The sequence below is a fragment of the Variovorax palleresanus genome, from assembly GCF_051144945.1.
GTDB classification, from domain to species: Bacteria; Pseudomonadota; Gammaproteobacteria; order Burkholderiales; family Burkholderiaceae_C; genus Variovorax; species Variovorax paradoxus_S.
In genome coordinates, this window is sequence record NZ_JBJNVP010000001.1 from 112,402 (window position 1) to 128,973 (window position 16,572).

General features: G+C 67.6%; 12 protein-coding genes. 5 read left to right on the top strand and 7 right to left on the bottom strand.

Features of this window, described 5'->3' with window-relative positions; genetic code table 11:
• Positions 1–13: 13 nt before the first annotated feature.
• The 4 genes from ACJ7Z0_RS00560 to ACJ7Z0_RS00575 are packed head-to-tail and all read right to left on the bottom strand — an operon-like array spanning position 14 to position 7,930.
• A complete protein-coding gene (locus tag ACJ7Z0_RS00560) occupies positions 14–2,221 on the bottom strand; it encodes a TOMM precursor leader peptide-binding protein (RefSeq protein ID WP_434788184.1) in 2,208 nt (735 codons plus the stop codon).
• The gene (locus tag ACJ7Z0_RS00565) at positions 2,211–3,029 is read right to left on the bottom strand and encodes a class I SAM-dependent methyltransferase (protein WP_434788185.1); all 819 of its coding nucleotides are present in this window, start codon (positions 3,027–3,029) and stop codon (positions 2,211–2,213) included. The genes ACJ7Z0_RS00560 and ACJ7Z0_RS00565 overlap by 11 nt, the downstream gene beginning before the upstream one ends.
• Before the next feature lie 31 nt (positions 3,030–3,060).
• Positions 3,061–3,858: a BMA_0021/BMA_0022 family TOMM bacteriocin gene (locus ACJ7Z0_RS00570; RefSeq protein ID WP_434788186.1), complete on the bottom strand. Its 798-nt coding sequence runs from the start codon at positions 3,856–3,858 to the stop codon at positions 3,061–3,063.
• A 16-nt stretch (positions 3,859–3,874) separates the two neighbouring features.
• Positions 3,875–7,930: a TOMM system kinase/cyclase fusion protein gene (locus ACJ7Z0_RS00575; RefSeq protein ID WP_434788187.1), complete on the bottom strand. Its 4,056-nt coding sequence runs from the start codon at positions 7,928–7,930 to the stop codon at positions 3,875–3,877.
• 402 nt (positions 7,931–8,332) lie between these two features.
• On the opposite strand from ACJ7Z0_RS00575, the gene panD reads away from it, so the two are divergent.
• On the top strand, positions 8,333–8,731 hold the full coding sequence (gene panD, locus ACJ7Z0_RS00580) for an aspartate 1-decarboxylase (RefSeq protein WP_093013531.1): 399 nt from the start codon (positions 8,333–8,335) through the stop codon (positions 8,729–8,731).
• A gap of 164 nt (positions 8,732–8,895) precedes the next feature.
• Positions 8,896–9,648: an alpha/beta fold hydrolase gene (locus ACJ7Z0_RS00585; RefSeq protein WP_434788188.1), complete on the top strand. Its 753-nt coding sequence runs from the start codon at positions 8,896–8,898 to the stop codon at positions 9,646–9,648.
• Positions 9,649–9,672: 24 nt separating this feature from the next.
• On the opposite strand, the gene ACJ7Z0_RS00590 is transcribed toward ACJ7Z0_RS00585, so the two are convergent.
• Positions 9,673–10,698, bottom strand: a complete 1,026-nt coding sequence (locus ACJ7Z0_RS00590) for an RNA methyltransferase (protein ID WP_434788189.1) — start codon at positions 10,696–10,698, stop codon at positions 9,673–9,675.
• Positions 10,699–10,895: 197 nt separating this feature from the next.
• Between ACJ7Z0_RS00590 and ACJ7Z0_RS00595 the strand changes: the two genes are divergently transcribed.
• Positions 10,896–11,444, top strand: coding sequence for a hypothetical protein (locus ACJ7Z0_RS00595; RefSeq protein WP_434788190.1), 549 nt, complete (start codon positions 10,896–10,898; stop codon positions 11,442–11,444).
• Positions 11,445–11,477: 33 nt separating this feature from the next.
• Here the strand turns inward: ACJ7Z0_RS00595 and ACJ7Z0_RS00600 are convergent, their stop codons facing one another.
• The gene (locus tag ACJ7Z0_RS00600) at positions 11,478–12,206 is read right to left on the bottom strand and encodes a TetR/AcrR family transcriptional regulator (RefSeq protein WP_434788191.1); all 729 of its coding nucleotides are present in this window, start codon (positions 12,204–12,206) and stop codon (positions 11,478–11,480) included.
• A 44-nt stretch (positions 12,207–12,250) separates the two neighbouring features.
• Positions 12,251–14,227, bottom strand: a complete 1,977-nt coding sequence (locus tag ACJ7Z0_RS00605) for an acyl-CoA synthetase (RefSeq protein ID WP_434788192.1) — start codon at positions 14,225–14,227, stop codon at positions 12,251–12,253.
• Between the two features lie 168 nt (positions 14,228–14,395).
• Here ACJ7Z0_RS00605 and ACJ7Z0_RS00610 point away from each other — a divergent pair, with 168 nt between their 5' ends.
• A complete protein-coding gene (locus ACJ7Z0_RS00610; RefSeq protein WP_434788193.1) occupies positions 14,396–15,535 on the top strand; it encodes a VOC family protein in 1,140 nt (379 codons plus the stop codon).
• 26 nt (positions 15,536–15,561) lie between these two features.
• Entirely contained in the window at positions 15,562–16,518 is a 957-nt protein-coding gene (locus tag ACJ7Z0_RS00615; RefSeq protein ID WP_434788194.1) for a fumarylacetoacetate hydrolase family protein, read from the top strand.
• Positions 16,519–16,572: the final 54 nt, after the last annotated feature.

Consider the following 16,572-nt stretch of genomic DNA (forward strand, 5'->3'; position numbering starts at 1 on the left):
TCCTTCGTCGTGTTCAGACATACAGCGCCTCGGGATTCAAGTCGCTTTCCTGCAAGGGGGTGTCGCGCCATCCCATGGCAAGCGGCACTTGATAGAGCCGTGGGTTGCCCAGCTCGGGCCAGATGTGGCACAGGCCGGGCACGACCACTTTCACGGTGCGAAGCGGAATATCCGGCCGCGTGTAGTCGAGAACCACCGTCTCCATGCCGAGCGACGCAGCGATGCGCACGCAGCGTTCGATCTCTTCGGCAATGTCCGCGCCGGCCGCCACGGCCGCCACGGCCGCCACGGCCGCCATGGTGGGTGGGCGCATCGGTGCCGCATCGCCCTCGCCATCACCCTCTTCCGCCGGCATGAGAAAACGTGGCGCGTCTTCCGGACCGCCCGAATGCGGTACGGAAAATTTCTTTCCGGCGGCGATGAGCTGGGTCATTTCCGTGAGCGCCCGCTCGCAGGCGAGCACGGCACTCGGGCTGCAACCGAAGCCGATGGCCCAGTCACCCGTTGTGCGATGCCGGCCGATGGCGGCCACGACCGGAATGCCGAAGTCGTGGGTGAGGTCCAGCGCCCAGTGCTGCCATTGCGGCCCCAGGCTGCGCGCAATGCGAGCGCGGCTTTGCACGGCGAGGCACCCGAGGTCGATGGCGGGCCTGCGGATTTCGCCGTACCACCAGATGGCGGCAGCGTCGCGCTCCACCAGTTCGAGAAAGCCTTGAAGGATGGCTTCCTCCAGCGTGTTCCCGGCAGCGCAGCCGTTCGACGTCCACACCGAATGCCGCTGGCTCTCCACCGGGGCATTGGCATGGCAGAAGGCCAGCGGCAGATAGCAGCGGGACCTGGATGTCAGCGACCAGGCCGGTGTCCACCATGCCGGCTCGTGTGCCGACGGCGCCGGCGAAGCCACCGCATGCGGCGGGCCGTTCGTTTTCAGTTGCATGCGCTGCCTGTCGCTGAAAAGCGCGAGCGCCTGCGGCAGGATGCAGCGCGCGTCCAACGCCGACGCCGCCGCGAAAACGGAGGCTTCATCGCCCTGGTGAAAGGCGGCGTACCGCTCCACGGCTTCGCACATTGCACTGGCACGGGACTGGTCCGTGGACATGCCCTTGCCAAGGCACACCTGGACCAGCACGCTGGCGGAAGGATCACCGTGCGCGGCTGGCGTCCTGAAGATTTCGCTGCGGTAGACCGTGAGTGCATCTTCCGCTTCGGTGCCCAATGGCACGACGCGCGCAATGACGCCGCACAGCGGATCGAGGTGCGGCGCCAGGCGCTCGAGCGTGGCGGCCGCGGGCATCGTGCGCCAGCCGCCATCGGGCCGGGCGCTTGCAAGGCAAGGCGCGGGCACCACCGGACGACGCTGAAGTTGCGCCATGAGCCCCGCATCGCCGCACTGCGGACACTGGGGCCTCGGCGCGACGGCATGCGGCTGCGCGGGCTCGATGGTCCACAGCGCCTGGCCGGCGTTTGCAACGATCTCCAGCGCCAGCGGAAGCAGGTGCTCCAGCCGGTCGCGAGCGAGCTTCGCGTCGGCGCGTACCGGCAAGCCGACGCTTCGGCCGCCGTGCCTGTCCTGCCACCAGGCCCTGGCAGGCTGGTTCCGCAGCAGGCGATACGCGAGGCAATGCCAGCATGCCGTGGCGGCGGCCGCATGCGGCGTGAACAGCGGTCCGACCATGGCCCGCTCGCCCGTCGGCTTGACCAGCAGCCATGGCCGCCTTTCGGCCCGCTGCTGCGTATCGATCAGGCCGAGCCTGGGATCCAGGTAGTCGTCGCAGAGGACGACGGTGTGCGCTTCATCCCCACCCACCGCGCGCGCCCAGCGCCGGGCCGCTTCGGGGTCCACGACTTGCGACAGCACGATGGCGTCGACGTGCGCCTCCACATCGACGCGTTCGAACGGCAACGAAAAATCCGGAACGACGTGGCGCTCTGTGTCATTCACCGGCACCGGCCTTGCCAGGCCCTGCCGCATCAAGGCTTCGAGCGCATGCAGCATCTCTGCCAGCAGCGCGGGCACGCCCTCTTTTCTGCAATGCGAGGCCAGGCTCACACGCTCGCGCAGCATGCGCTCGACGGCCAGCACGCCGGGCGCGCCGAGCAGGAACAGGTCGGTCTCGCTCAACAGCAGCAGGCCGTCCGGCCGCAGCAGCGGCGGCAGGAACTTGCCGTGCCACTCGAAAACACCGGTGAAGAAATCCATCGAGGGCAGGCTATGCGTCATGCGGCGATCCCAGCGCGAAGCGGGCGACCGTGTAGGGCCAGCGGCCGGTCGCCGCGCGGAATGCGGCCTCGAAGAGCCGATGCGAATCGGAGAACTGCGAATAGAGATGGTCCTCGGAAAGCGCGCGAATCGACGGATGGATGGCCGCGATGCGGGCCGAATCCTCGAAGCCCGAGACCACCGGCAGATGCATGCCGCCCACCTGCACCGGCATGCCCGCCAGGACCGGATGGACGTAGTCCAGCACGACGACGCTTGCGGACTCGCGCCGCTCGAAACGTTGGGCCAGATGAAGCAGCATGGCCTCCAGGGGTGCCTGCGGCAGATAGGGGCACACGCCTTCCAGCATCACCAGTGCGGGCCGGCCGGCCGGCAGATCGGCCGCATCCAGCCACGCCGGGTCGAGGATCGAGCACGCCAGGTTGCGCTCTCCTTCGTTGGGCGTCACGTGCTGCTCGCGCAGGCGAATCGCGTCCGGCAGATCGACGTTGAGCCAATCGACGCCAGCGCCTCGCGCCACGCGCGGCCCCAGCCGCTTGCGGCGCGTGCACAGCCCCGCCCCCAGCGTGATGCCGATGCCGCGCGGATGCGCCGCGAAGAACTCGGCCGCCAGGCGATCGATCAGTGCAGCGCGCAGGACCACGCCGCGGACGAACGCCGCATCCCGCGTGCCGGCCGACAGGTCGAACGGCAGCGCCGCGGCAATGCGGCGCGCCTCCGGATCGGAGAAGACCGACGCGGCGATGACGCTCTCCGACCCGGCCCGGGCCGCGAGCGTCAGCAGCAGCGTCGCGGTGGCGCCTTGCAACGCAGTTGCCGCCGTCCCTTCGGGCGGGGACTCAGCAAGTGAAGGGATAGGCACTGCCCGTGTTGTTGTACGCGGTGAGCGCAATCGGCCGCATCCCCTCCTCCGCCGGTGCCTGCGGGTAGTTGAGCTGGATCGTGTTCTTGATCAGCGATCCGTCCGGGCCGCCTTTCAGGTTCCACTCGCCGCGTGCCGCATCCCAGGTGAGCTTCGGGTGGGTGACGAACCGGATCTGGAAATTGAACGGGTTGTTGTAGCCCAGCCATTGGCTCAGCACCGGGGCCTTGTCGGTGGTGGGATCGCCGGTCAGGTCACCCAGGAACTGCGGAGATTGCCACGCGAGGGCAATGGCGCGCAGCACCACGCCGCCAAACGCCAGCAACGAATCCGGACCGCCACCTGGAATGCCGAGTCCGGTCGGCAGCGCGCCTTGCGGCGGTCCGACGGGCTTGTCGGTTTTCTCGAAGGCCGCGGCCGCGCCCATGAAATTCGGGAACAGCTGGTAGTAGGCGGCCAGGGCTTCGGTCGCGTGAGACGACGTCGGCGCCTGCGGCAACACGATGACGAAGGCATCGTCGGGGCTGATCCAGCCGGCCGTCAGCACCGGCTTCCATTCGGCTCTCTGGGCCGGATCGCTGTTGAGGTACAGGCTGATGTTCACCAGCGGCCACAGCGTCAGCAGGCCGAAGTCGCGGTGCAGCAGCGGCTGGATGTCTTCCTGGTCGAGCAGTTCGCGTCGGTACGCATCGTCCTGCCACGATCGTGCAAGGGCCCGGAGGTAGGCGAGACGGAATTCGAGCAAGGGCTCGGCTGCACTTTGGCGCTGGGTCATGATGGCTCTTCCTTGGTTAAGAAAAATGCGCAGGCGTCGGCTTGCGCGGACACAACTCCGGCCGCATGGCGGCCAGATCCTTCAAGCGTCTGGACACATCCCGGTCGGCCGGCGCGAGGGCCTGCAACGCGGCGAGCGCGTCGAACTCGGTCCGGTGTTTTCCACCTTCCCGCGCGACCTTTGCGGCGCGGGAGAAAGACAGCATCGCTGCCCCGCGTTCGGCGCCCGCGCCCAGAAGGTAGCGGGCCTTCTTCAGGTGCAGTTCGGCGCTGTAGAGCCTTTCGTTGAGTTGCTCCACCAGGCGCAGGCAGTCGTCGATGCGGTCGATCGCCTCGTCCCATCGCTCGCGGCCGGCCAGCGTTTCGGCGGCGAAGGCGCGGTAGTACGTCTGGCAATAGCGGCACCCCATGTTCCACAGGGCCTGCACCGTGCCGTCGGCCTGCGCGATGTCTTGCGGATCGCCCGTCGACCAGCAGCGGATGATGTCCGCATAGCCCTGGAACGCCGGCAGGCCGTAGCGCGCCGTGATGTCGAGCAGCTCGGTGGTGCTCGCCCGCGCCGCCGCCCTGTCGCCACGGGCCTGGTGGCCCAGGCTCTGATACAGCAGGGCCATGCTCAGCGAAGGAATGTGGGACATCTCCCGGGCCCACTGCACGGCCTGGGCGGCATCGGTGGCCGCCGCCTTGTCGTGGCCGGCGAACCATCGCACCAGCGAACGCCCCGTGGTCGCCCACACGCGCGTGTCGAAACCGAAATCCGCCGCATGGTGCGCGTGCGCCTCGGGGTCGTAGCGCTCGACGGCATCTGTCAACGCGCGTTCCGCCATCGCGAACCGGCCGTCGGAATAGTGCGCGAGGCCCAGGTAGGTCTGGCCGGCGACCAGCACGCCCTCGTCCTGCTGATGCCTGGCATGGCCGAGCAGCCTGTGGCTCAGCCGCCGCACCTCGTCGCGGTTGCTCGCGACATGGTGGAAGGTGATCATGGCCCACAGGTGCTGCACCTGCTTTTCGGCGGCCACCGTGTCGTCCAGCAGTTCCTGCGACAGGGCGATGCGGTCCACCACCTGGGCATGGGCCCAGCCGTACTTGTTCATCATCGCCTGCGTGACGTAGCTGTTCACGTCCAGCCGGGCTTCGCGCTGCAGGGCGCCGGCCAGATGTCCGATCCAGCCGTCGATGTGCTGCGCATAGGCGATGGTTTCGTCGTTGAGCGAACGGTGCTGCGTGAGGCGAAGCTGCCGCACCGCGTGCACGGCCGCCTGCGCATGGTCTCCGGCATCGGCCCAATGCTGCGCGACGATGCCCGGCTCGTTGGCGACGCGCTGCGGGTCGCTCTGCAGCAGGGCCTGCGCCACCTTCTTGTGCTGCTGCCGGCGCTGCGCGACGAGCATGCATTCGTACGCGGTGTCGCGGATCAGCGCATGCCGGAAGACGAAGGCGTCCGCCCCCGCGCCGGATGGATCGGCCGGCATGACGAGCCCCGCATCGCGCAGCGCCTCCAACTCCCTGTCCACCATTTCGCGCGTCTTGCCCGAGCAGGCGCACAGCAACCTTGCGTCGAACTGCCGCCCGATGGTGGCCGCCAGTTGCAGCAGGCTCTTGGCCGGCCCGAGGCGATCGAAGCGGCTCACCAGGGAGTCGCGCAGCGTGACGGGGATGGCGGCCGGCTGCGCCGTGTGCTTGAAGACCCAGGCACCGCCCTGTTCGACCAGATAGGCGTCCAGCAGCATACGCGCCATCTCCTGCACGAAGAGCGGCACGCCGTCGGTGCGGGCGACGATGTTGCGGATCACCGCGGCATCGATCTTTCTCGGTGCGAGCACCTGGCGGGCCAGCTGGCTGGCCTCTGCATCGTCGAGCCTTCGCACCTCGATGCATTCGGCCTTCAGGCCTTCGGGCTTTTCCCATTCAGGCCGAGCCGTCAGCACCAGCAGCACACGCCGGTCGGCCAGCTGCACGATCAACTGCTCGATAAATTCGATGCTCGTGGGGTCGGCCCAATGCACGTCCTCGACCACCAGCAGAAGCGGCGCCGAGGCGGCCATGTGCAACAGCCACTGAGCGGTCGATTTCAGCAGCAGTGCCTTCTGCATCGCGGGCGACACTTGGCTTGGCTGCTGGCCCGCGCCCAGAGGAAGCGACAGCCACGAACAGAAGATCGGCGTCACGGCAGGGCCGTCGCAGCCAGCGGTCTGCAGGGCCTCGTTCAGTTGGCCGCGTTGATCGTCCGGCGATGCGCCCGGCACTGCTTCGAGCTGCTGGCGCAGCAGCGCCAGGAACGGCATCAGCGCGCTGTTGCGGTGTTCCGGCTGGCATTGGGCGTTGACGGACTTCGGGCCGCCTTCCTCTGCCACGTGCTCTCGCAGCACGTCGACAAGGCAGGACTTGCCGATGCCCGGCTCGCCGCGGAGCCACACCGCGCGCCCATGGCCCACGGCGGCCTGCGCCCATTCGGCCCGCAACAGCGCCAGCTCCCGATCACGCCCGATGCACATGCGGCTCAGCGCACCCGGCGTGGACGCGGGCGGCGATGAAGATTGCTTCTGCGCATCCAGCCGGTAGGTCTGAACACCGGCGGACAGTCCCGGCATGCTCACGCTGCCGGCCTCTTCGAAATGCGCGTGGCGCGCCAACAGGCGATAACTGCTTTCGCTGGCAAGCAGCGTCCCCATCTCGGCCGTGCCCTCCAGCCGCATCGCCACGCTCACGGCATGCCCCGAGGGAATCTCGCCGCCCGCCACCACCGCCATGCCGGTGTGCATGCCCATGCGAATGCCCAGGTGCGCGCCGTGGGCCTGCCGGATGGCGGCCGACCTGCTGCGGCCGAGGGCCGTCAGCTCGAGCGCCGTCATGCACGCTTGCCGCGCGTCGGTGTCGCTCGCATGCGGGTAGCCGAACAGGACGATCATACGATCGCCCAGCGTGCCCGCCAGCAGGCCGCCGCGCCGTGTGGCCGCTTCTGAAAAGCGGCCGAGCTCTTCGCGCTGCAGCAGCTCCAGGTTCTCGATGTCCGAAGGCAGCAGAGACGCACCCTCGCCCTCCCCTTCGCTCTCGCCGGCGTCGGGCCAGACCGCGACGCTGCAGCACAGCACCGTCAGTTGCCGCTTCTCGGAAAAAGCCCTTGCCGTGGCCACGGTGCGCGCCAGCGGATCGTCCCCTGGGCCCTGCGCCGGCCTGAAGGCACCCACGAGGTCGTCGAGCCTGAGCCGGCCGAGTTCTTCGAGCAACGCGGATGCCGATCCGCAGCGTTCGGCAGGCTTCTTCTTCAACACACGCCGCAGCAGCTCCGCGACCGGGTGCGCGGCAATCTCGGCCGGCAGCGGAACTTCCTGCGGGCTCAGTTGCCGATGCACGATCTCGGCGGCCGAATCGCCCTGGATCGCGGGCGCGCCCGTCAGGCATTCGAGGAACATCAACCCCCAGGCATAGAGATCGGAGCCGGCGCTGGGCGGCTCGCCGCGAAGCTGCTCCGGCGCGCTGTATGCCGGCGTGCCGAGGCATTCCTCGTCCATCGTGAGCGTTGCGAACTGAACCTCTCTTTGCAGCGGCATCACGGTGCCGATGCCGAAGTCCAGCACCTTCGCATGCGGCAGCGCGCCGGTGAAACTCACCATCACGTTGTCGGGCTTCAGGTCGCGGTGAACGATGCCGGCGCGATGCGCGCAGTCCAGTGCATCGAGCACTTCCGCCATCAGATGGCCGGTCTCCGCCGCGGTCAGCGAGCCTTTGCGCCGGATCAGGCTCTTGAGCGTTTCTCCGGGCACGTATTCGAAGACGCCATACACGCAGGCGCCCTGCTCGCCCTTGTTGAGCAACTGCACGATGTGCGGATGATGCAGCGCGGCGCAGAGTTTGGTCTCGCGATGAAAGCGGGCCACGCGCTGCCGGCCCTCCTGCAGCTTCACGACCTTGATCGCGACCGTGTTTCCCGTGTGGTGTTGCGTTGCGCGATAGACAGTGCCGTAACCGCCAACGCCCAGCACATCGAGCACGTCGTAGCCGGGAATGCGCAACGGTTCATCCGGCGCAACATGCTCCGTTGCGTCAATGCTTGCAATGACGGCATCCTGCATTTCAGCCCCCACCTGGTTGATTGGCCAACGCAAATTCGAAGTGCGTCGCGGCTACGGTTGGCCGCGCAGTCAAATCGATCGAAACACGATTTGTTACTGTAGCTGAGGGGCGATTTTTTTCGTAAGAGATTCTTCAAAAAGAAAGCGCATTGCAGGGGCAATGGAGGTCTTTCTAACGCGTTGTTCTTCGGTTGTAGGTTGAAAGAACTCGCGCTTTTTGGCGATCGACTTCAGCCGAGATCGATGCATGGTTTTTTTGGCCCGGGCCAACGAGGGCGTGCACCGTCGGCTGCTCGACTATCCTCCGCTCGCCGCGCTTGCTGCATCTCTCGTCCTTGTGAGCCGTCGACGAAGCCAGGCACCACCGATCCGCCTTTTCGCAAAAGAGAAAGAGTCCGTTCCATGTTCCGCACCCTGCTCAAGTCCAAGATCCACCGCGTTGCCGTGACCGACTGCGAACTGCACTACGAGGGCTCCTGCGCCATCGACGAAGACCTGCTCGATGCCGCCAACCTGGCCGAGAACGAACAGGTGCACATCTGGAACATCAACAACGGCGAGCGCTTCGTCACCTATGCGATCCGCGGCGAGCGCGGCACCGGCATCATCTCGGTCAACGGCTCGGCCGCGCGCCGGGCATCGGTGGGCGACCTCATCATCATCGCGGCCTTCGGCCTGGTGCCGGAAGACCAGGTGGCAGGCTACAAGCCCAAGCTCGTGTTCGTGGATGGCGCCAACCGCATCAAGGAAGAGCGGGCGCACATTCCGGTGCAGGCGGCGTCTGAAGCTGCGATGGCGTAGCGCGAAGCGCGACGGCACGCCAGGCATCAACGCGGACCGCGCGATGTGGGGCAAGGTGATCCGCGAAGCCAAGGTCAGGCTGGACTGAAGGAAGACGGCCGCGGCCATGCCGATCGCGCTGGCGGGTATTCTTCGCCATCGAATCTGCGACGGAGGCAGTGGCCATGTACACGGAACAAGGCGGCGAAGGTCCCGACCTGCTTCTCATGCTGCACGGCATGGGCGCGACGGGGGCGGTGTGGTCGCCCATGTGCGCCGAGGCCGGTGCCCGCTGGCAGGGCCGCTGGCTCGTGCTCGACCTGCCCGGCCACGGCCAATCGGGCCGGCAAGACGCCTATGCCATCGGCCAATATGCCGCCAGTGTGGCGCGCGCCGTGCTGCCGCACATCCATCCCACGGGCCGGCTCGTGGTTCTCGGACATTCGCTGGGTGGGGTGATCGGCCTCGCGCTGGCCACGGGCTGGTTCGGCGTCACACCGCACCGCGTGTTTGCAGCCGGCATCAAGATCGCCTGGAGCGATGAGGAGCTGCGCCGCATGGAGGCGCTCGCATCGCAACCCGCGAAACGGTTCTCCACCGAAGAAGAAGCGTGGGACCGATACCTCAAGGTGTCGGGTCTTGCGGGCATCGCCGGTGCGGCGGCACCCGTCGCGGCGCGGGGCATTGCACACGACGCGGATGGCTGGCATCTCGCGATGGATCCTCGCGCCAACGGCGTGGGCAAGCCACCGCTGCCTGAACTGGTCGCTCTGGCGCGCTGTCCCGTGCACCTCGGTCGCGGAGGCCACGACGCGCTGGTGACCCTGGAACAAACTCGCGCGCTCGATCCCGATGCGCGGGACCTGGGGGCGCATGGCCACAACGTGATGGTCGAGGCGCCCGCGCAGGTCTGGGACTGGGTGGCCTCGTTCTCATGAGATGAGCCGGTGCCGGGGCCGGTCTCAGGCCCTTCGAAGCGGCACCACCCGAACTTCGGCGGCGCGCGCCCTCAGCTGGCCGCATCCGCCGTCGACGTCCTGGCCGGCCGAATGGCGCAGCTTCGTCAGGATGCCGCGCTCGTGCAGCATGCGGGCGATCTGTTCGCAACGCTCCCACGACGGGCGGCTGAACGCCACGCCGTCCACCGCGTTGAAAGGAATCATGTTCAGCACGCCGTATTTGCCGGAGAGCAGCCTGACGATGCCCTCGATCTCCTCCGGCCCGTCGTTGACGCCTTCGAGCAGCGTCCACTGGTACTGAATGGGATAGCCGGTGGCCCGCGCATAGCGCTCGCCTGCGGCGACCAGTTCCTCGGGCGTCATGTTCGGCGCGCGCGGAAGGAGCTTCCTGCGCAGGTCGGCCTTCGTGGTGTGCAGCGAGAGCGCCAGCGCGGGCCTCACACGGGCTTGGCTCAGCCGCTCGAATGCGCGCGGATCGCCCACGGTGGAGAACACCAGGTTCTTGTGGCCGATGTTGCCCACCGTGCCGAGCAGCTCGATGGCTTCGATCACGTTGTCCAGGTTGTGGGCCGGTTCGCCCATGCCCATGAACACCACTTTGCGCACCGGCCGGCGCATGCGCGCGAGAGCGACCTGGGCAATGATCTCGGCGCTCTCCACCTGGCGGAGCAAGCCGTCACGGCCCGTCATGCAGAACTGACAGCCGACGGCGCATCCCACCTGCGACGAGACGCACAGGCCGTCTCGAGGCAGCAGCACGCTCTCCACGGTCTGGCCGTCCGCCAGGGCGACGAGCAGCCGCTCCGAACCATCCGCACCGGGATGCACCGCGTGAATGCGCGCCAGTCCCGCAAGCTCGGCCTCGATGGACGGCAGGGCCTCCAGCAGCGATGACGGAAAGAAGGTCCCCGGCAGTCGCCTGCCGCTGTTGCGGGGCAGCGCATGGGACCACAGCCGCAAGATCCGCTGCTCGTGGCTGGGGCCCGCGCCGGCTTCGCGGAGGCGCCGTTTCAATTCGTGGATTCGCATGCGCTGCTTGGGGCTAAGGTGCTGTTGGGCGTGTCGGAGATGGCGTGAGTTGCCTTGCGCGTGACTGGGTACCATCGGCCATGCTTCTGTAGCCGAAGTTTCCGTGTCTGCGGTCGCCGGTTCCAGGCCCGGACCCGGACCCGGACCCCGGTTTTCCGATTATCCCGCCACTCGGAGTGCGCAGGCCGCGCTCATTCATGCCAAACGAACCCCTCACTCAGATCGAATTGGCCGACGCCACCGGAGCGGACACACGCTCGGAGACGCCCAAACGACGCTGGCCGTCCGTTGCGGCCGCGTTCATGCTTCACGCGTGCATCTTGTTCTGCGTCGTCTTGCTGCCTCCCATCGTTTACGACGCCGTTCGAACTTCGACCTACCAGGGCATCGAATGGCTGCATTTTTCAGGCGGTGTCACTTATCCCCTGTACGCCATCTACTGGATAGCGAAGCTCAAGAATTTTCGCGCCAAGTTCATACTGATTCATCTCACTGTCGTTCTGACGGTCGCAGTGGCCACGGCCTTCGCGAGCAACCGACACACACCCCTGTTCGTGGCGTTTGTGCCGACCGCGGCTTCCGCCCTTCCGCTTCTGGGTGCATTGGCTTCATGGCTTCACGGCAGCCGCAAGCTGGCTGTGACCTACCTTGTCGGGAGCTTGCTCGCACTCCTGATAGCCATACCCGCTTCCTTGCTGATCATCTACGGCATGGCGATGTCGTCCGTTGGCCCCATGCGTTATTAGGTCATCGACTGCTTCGCCTGATGTCGACCAGGCTCAGTCCTCGAGCTCGCTGGCCGTGGCGCGTTTGCGCGCGGGTGCCTGACGGCGCACTGCGCGTGCGGTGGTCCAGGGCGCGAGCAGCCCTCCCTCCAAGGGCTCCGGCACCGGCAGCTCCAATGTGGCGATGCGAACGGCGTCCTTTCCTTCGACGCCCAACGCCCGCAGAGCGCTCGCGACCGCCTGTTCCGTGAAATCCTTCGGTGAGCGCGTGGGCAGCATCGCGTGCACGCTCCCCAGGACCGTCATGGAAACGATGTTCGTCGCCAGGCGCATGGGCATGTCGGCGAAGCGGTGGTGCCGCATGCCCAGTTCGAGATCGCGCTTGACGAAGTCGAGCAGCACGCGGCCGCCGCGCATCTCCGGCCAGCCCAGCCGGACCAGGAATCCAGCCACCTCGCGGTTCGCCATCGCAAGGCGGATGGCCAGCCTCATGCCGGTCGAGACCCGGTGCGCCGGATCCTCGAAGTGCACCACGACAGGTTCCGCCATGCGGATGATGTCGTTCATCACTTCCAGAGCGAGCGCGTCGAAGAGCGTGTCGGGCGCGTCGAAATACTTGTAGAAGGTTCCGCGGGAAACCTCGGCCGCCTGGATGACATCGTCGATGGAAGTTGCCGCCGGCCCCTTCTTGGCGACGAGCTGGATGGCGCTTTCGAACAGGCGTCGGCGCATCCTGTCGCGCCGTTCCGCGGCGACCCGGGTCCGGTGGTCTTCTTTCTGCATGGGCGAATTCTGCCTTGAGGCGGACGCGGCGCGGCCAGGCCGCGTCAACCCGGTTCGTGCCGGAATGTGTAGTGCGCGAGCCGCCGGCCAAGGGCCTCTGCGTCGCCGTCCGCCGACCACCGCACCACGATGCCGCGTGTCGCGTCGCGGACGACCTCGCACGTGCGCAGAGTCACGCCCACCGCACGCGCTTCCTCATTCACCACGGCGGAGATCTCGCGATCGACCAGTGCCGGCTTGAAGATCTTGCCGACCGGCGTGGTCGGAAGCGCCGGCAGCACGTGCACCTGCTTCGGCCATGCGGCGCGTTCCGCGATCCTGCGTTCGGCCCAGGCCAGGAGTTCCTCCGGCAAGGCGGATGCGCCGGGACGCAGCTGCACATAGACCACGGGGACTTCGCCCGCATGGGCGTCGGGACGCCCGATCGCCGCCGCCAGGGCGACGGCCGGGTGTTCGTGCATCGGTTCCTCGATCAGCTTGGGATCGATGTTGTGGCCGCCCCGGATGATCAGTTCCTTGCTGCGGCCGGTGAGCCAGAAGTACCCCTCGGGGTCCTGCCGCCCCATGTCGCCGGTGTTCAACCAGCGGCGCGCCGCATGGCCCGGCTCGGCCGGGACGTCGATCCACAGGCCCACGTTGTGGGCGGCGTTCAGGTAGCCGAGAAACAGGTTGGGGCCGGAGATGGCAAGCGTACCCACTTCGTCGACCGCCGCCTCGCGGACGTAATGCCCTGCCGCGTCGAGCACCAGCACCTTGATTTCCTGCCATGGCACGCGGATCCCGATCGCACCGGCCTTGGCGACCCCCCCCGGCGGGTTGAGCGTGGAGACGCAGCCCCCTTCGGTGAGACCGTATCCCTCCAGGATCTTCACACCCGTCTCGTCCTGGAAGCGCTTGATCAGTTCGAAGGGCATGGGCGCTGCGCCGCAGAGACCGAACTGCAGCGAGCTCAGATCGTGCCCGTGCGGCGAGACCTGCATCAGGGCCGAATAGACGGTGGGCACACCCGAGAAGGAGCACAAGCGGAAGTACTCCGCAATGCGCCAGAACAGCGGGATCAATCCTGGGGCACGGTAGCCCGAAGGCGTGCCGAGCACCACGTGGCGGCCCAGGGCCCATGGCATCAATCCCGTGCCGATCTGCGCGTTCACGTGGGAGAGCGGCAGGCCGCAGAACAGCGGGCCCGAAAGCCCGCTGTCGCCGAACATGGCGGCGAGCTGCATGGCGTTCGCAGCTTCGGTGCGATGCGTCCGGACGGCGATCTTGGGCAGCCCGGTCGTGCCGCCCGTGCAGAAGCAGGAAGCCACGTCGTCCAGGCACGGCGGCTCGAATTCCAGGCTTTGGCCCTCGACCTTGCGCAGCTCGTCATGGAGATCGAGGACCGGCAGTCGCTCGAGCTGCCCCTGCAGCGCGCCGCCCGCGGCGGAGTGCGGCGGTGCTGCCGCACGCGCATAGCGGCGCGCGGAAACCGTCAGGACCGCATGCAGTCCCGGCACCTGCTGCGCGACCGCGGACACCTTCTCCCACAGGTCGCTTCCAGGCGTGGGCTCCAGCGTCACGAGCAGCTTGGGGCGCACCACGAGCATCAGCTCGCGCAGCATGTCCGGCTCGAGCAGCGGGTTCATCGCGAAGACCACGCCGGCAGCCTCGCCGCCCCAGATGACCCAGTGCGTCTCCGGAAGATTGGGAAGGACGAAGGCCACGACGTCGCCGCGGCCGAGGCCAAGCCGGCGCAGCAGATTGGCCGTCTGGGTGATGCGGGCAAGCCATTCGCCGTGCGTCCACGTGAACGGGCGCGCGTAGTCGGCCGCCTCGAGAAAAAACGAGACCGCCGGCGCGTCCGGCGCACGCCGTGCGCCGCGCGCCAACAGCTCGTACGTGCTGCGCACTTCCGCCAGCGGATCGGGAACGGCTTCTTCCAGCCGGCGCACGTCGTCCGGCGATCCGATTCCGGACGATGAGACGAGCCGCTCCGGCAGCTCGAAGGACGCGGGCGGGGCGGCATGTGGATCGTGGTTCATCGGTGGGCTCGGGAGGAATGGCTTAGGGAAAACGACAAGTCTGTCATAATGACATTTACGTCATTATCACATCACTTCGTCATCTGGCCCACCTGTGGAAAACCCATGCAATCCCTTCGCAATGTCGCTGCCGCCACGGAAGCTGGTAGCCGTTCACAAGCACCCTCGATGCGAAGTTCCGCGGCGCTGCGGCAGCCGGAAGCCATTCCGGACAGCCGCCTGCCTTCCGGCATCCAGCGCCTGAACCGGCCGCCCGCAGCCGGCCGCGCCGTCTCGCTGGCTTTCCTGCGCTGGCAGAAGAAGTCGCTGGCAAAGACCGAGCGGTTCTGGCGCGACTTTGGATTGACGATCGTGCATTCCGGTCCCGAGCGCATCGTGGCGCGCGGAACAGCGGGTACGCCATGCGTCGCGGTGGCCGAGCGCGGACCGGCCAACCGCTTCATCGGCGCCGCGTTCCAGATGTCGGCCGAGACGGACTTGCGCGTGTACGAGCGCGAGTTCGCCGGCAGCTGGCTGCGCCCCGACCAACTGCCGGTGGAAGCCCGCGGGATCGAGATCCTCGATCCCTCGGGCCGCCCGGTGTGGCTGCTCCAGGACCTGCCATCCGCACCGGCGCTGCCAAGCCGCGCCCCCGTGGTCGCGATGACCAACACCGCGGCCCATGCACCCCGCATCAACGCCACGGTGCGCACGCCGATCGAACCCGCCCGCGTGGTGCGGCTCGGGCATCTGGTGCTGCAAACGGTGGACTTCGCCGGCATGGCGCAGTGGTACATGCACGTGCTGGGGCTGATCCCGAGCGACGTGCAGTACCTCGCCGACGGCAGCCCGGCGCTGGCCTTCATGCGCCTCGACCTGGGTTCGCAACCCGCGGACCACCACACGCTCGTCCTGGTCGGCGCCATCGAGGAGCGCTACGAACACAGCGCGTACGAAGTGATCGACCTCGATGCGCTGGGGCAGGGACAGCAGGTGCTGCGCGCCGGAGGCTGGCGGCACCTGTGGGGCATCGGCCGGCATCTCCTGGGCAGCCAGCTCTTCGACTACTGGCGCGACCCGGACGGATTCGAGTACGAGCACTACACCGACAGCGACCTCTTCACCGCGGACTCGCAGACCTGCTACTCGCCGCTCGACTTCGGCGGCATCTGGGCCTGGGGGCCGGACGCCCCGGCCTCGATGAAGCCCGGCAAGAACCTTCGCACCGCGCTGCGCGTGCTGCGCCTCGTGCTCGGAAAGCGCATCAGCGTGCAGCGCCTGAAGCTGCTTGCCCAAGCCATGGACGCGCCCGCGCGTCCGTGGTCCTGACCCCCAACCCCAACTGGAAACCTGACATGCCACGCATCCTGCTTCGCTGTGACGACGGCACGCGCACCTTCTGGGCCGTGCAGTTCGGCCCCCGCCTCGCCCCCCTGGACATTGCTGCCGCGACCACCGGCGAACTCCTGTCCCGCCATTGGGCGGCCCTCTGGGAGGTCCGGGAGGACCAAGCCACCGTGCCGCTCGCCAAGGTGCGCGTGCTGGCGCCCGTGACGACCGACCAGCAGTTTCTCTGCCAGGGCGTGAACTACCGCAGCCACGTGAAGGAGTCCGGACTGAAGCTGAGCGACTTTCCGTTCAACACGCTCTTCACGAAGGCCAGCTCGTGCATCACGCCGGCCGATGCCCCGGTCGTCCGTCCGGCGAACGTGCAATTGCTCGACTACGAGATCGAGCTGGGCCTGGTGCTGCGGCACGACATCCCGGCAGGCACCGTCGTCGCGCCGGATCGGCTGCACGAATGGCTGGCCGGCGTCACGATCGTCAACGACCTGTCGGCGCGCGACGTGCAACTGCCGCAAGGACAGTTCTACAAGGGCAAGAGCTTCCGCGGCTTCGGGCCGGTCGGCCCTGGCATCGTGCTGCTGAGCGCCGACGAGTGGAAGCGCTGGCCGCAGCTGCGCATGCGCCTTGCGGTGAACGGACGGCCGCGCCAGGATGGGTATTGCGGCGACATGATCCACCAGCCGGCCGCGACCCTGACCGAACTCGCTTCGATCGTCGACCTGCATGCCGGCGACCTGATCGCCACCGGCACGCCCGCCGGCTGTGCGGCCCGGGCCCCGGGAAAGCTGGTCCTCTTCGTGATGCGGCATTTCCTCGGCGAGGCCGGCAAGTGGCGCGCCTTCATCGCGAAGGGGCGCAGCAACCCGATGTACCTGCGCCCGGGTGACCGCTTGAGCGCGACCATCCGCACCGACGACGGCAGCATCGACCTCGGCGAACAGACCACGGCGATCGTGGCGCCCTGAAACGGAACGGGCCATCGCCCTCGACAGCGAGGCGCTGCGCATCCTGCAGTCGGT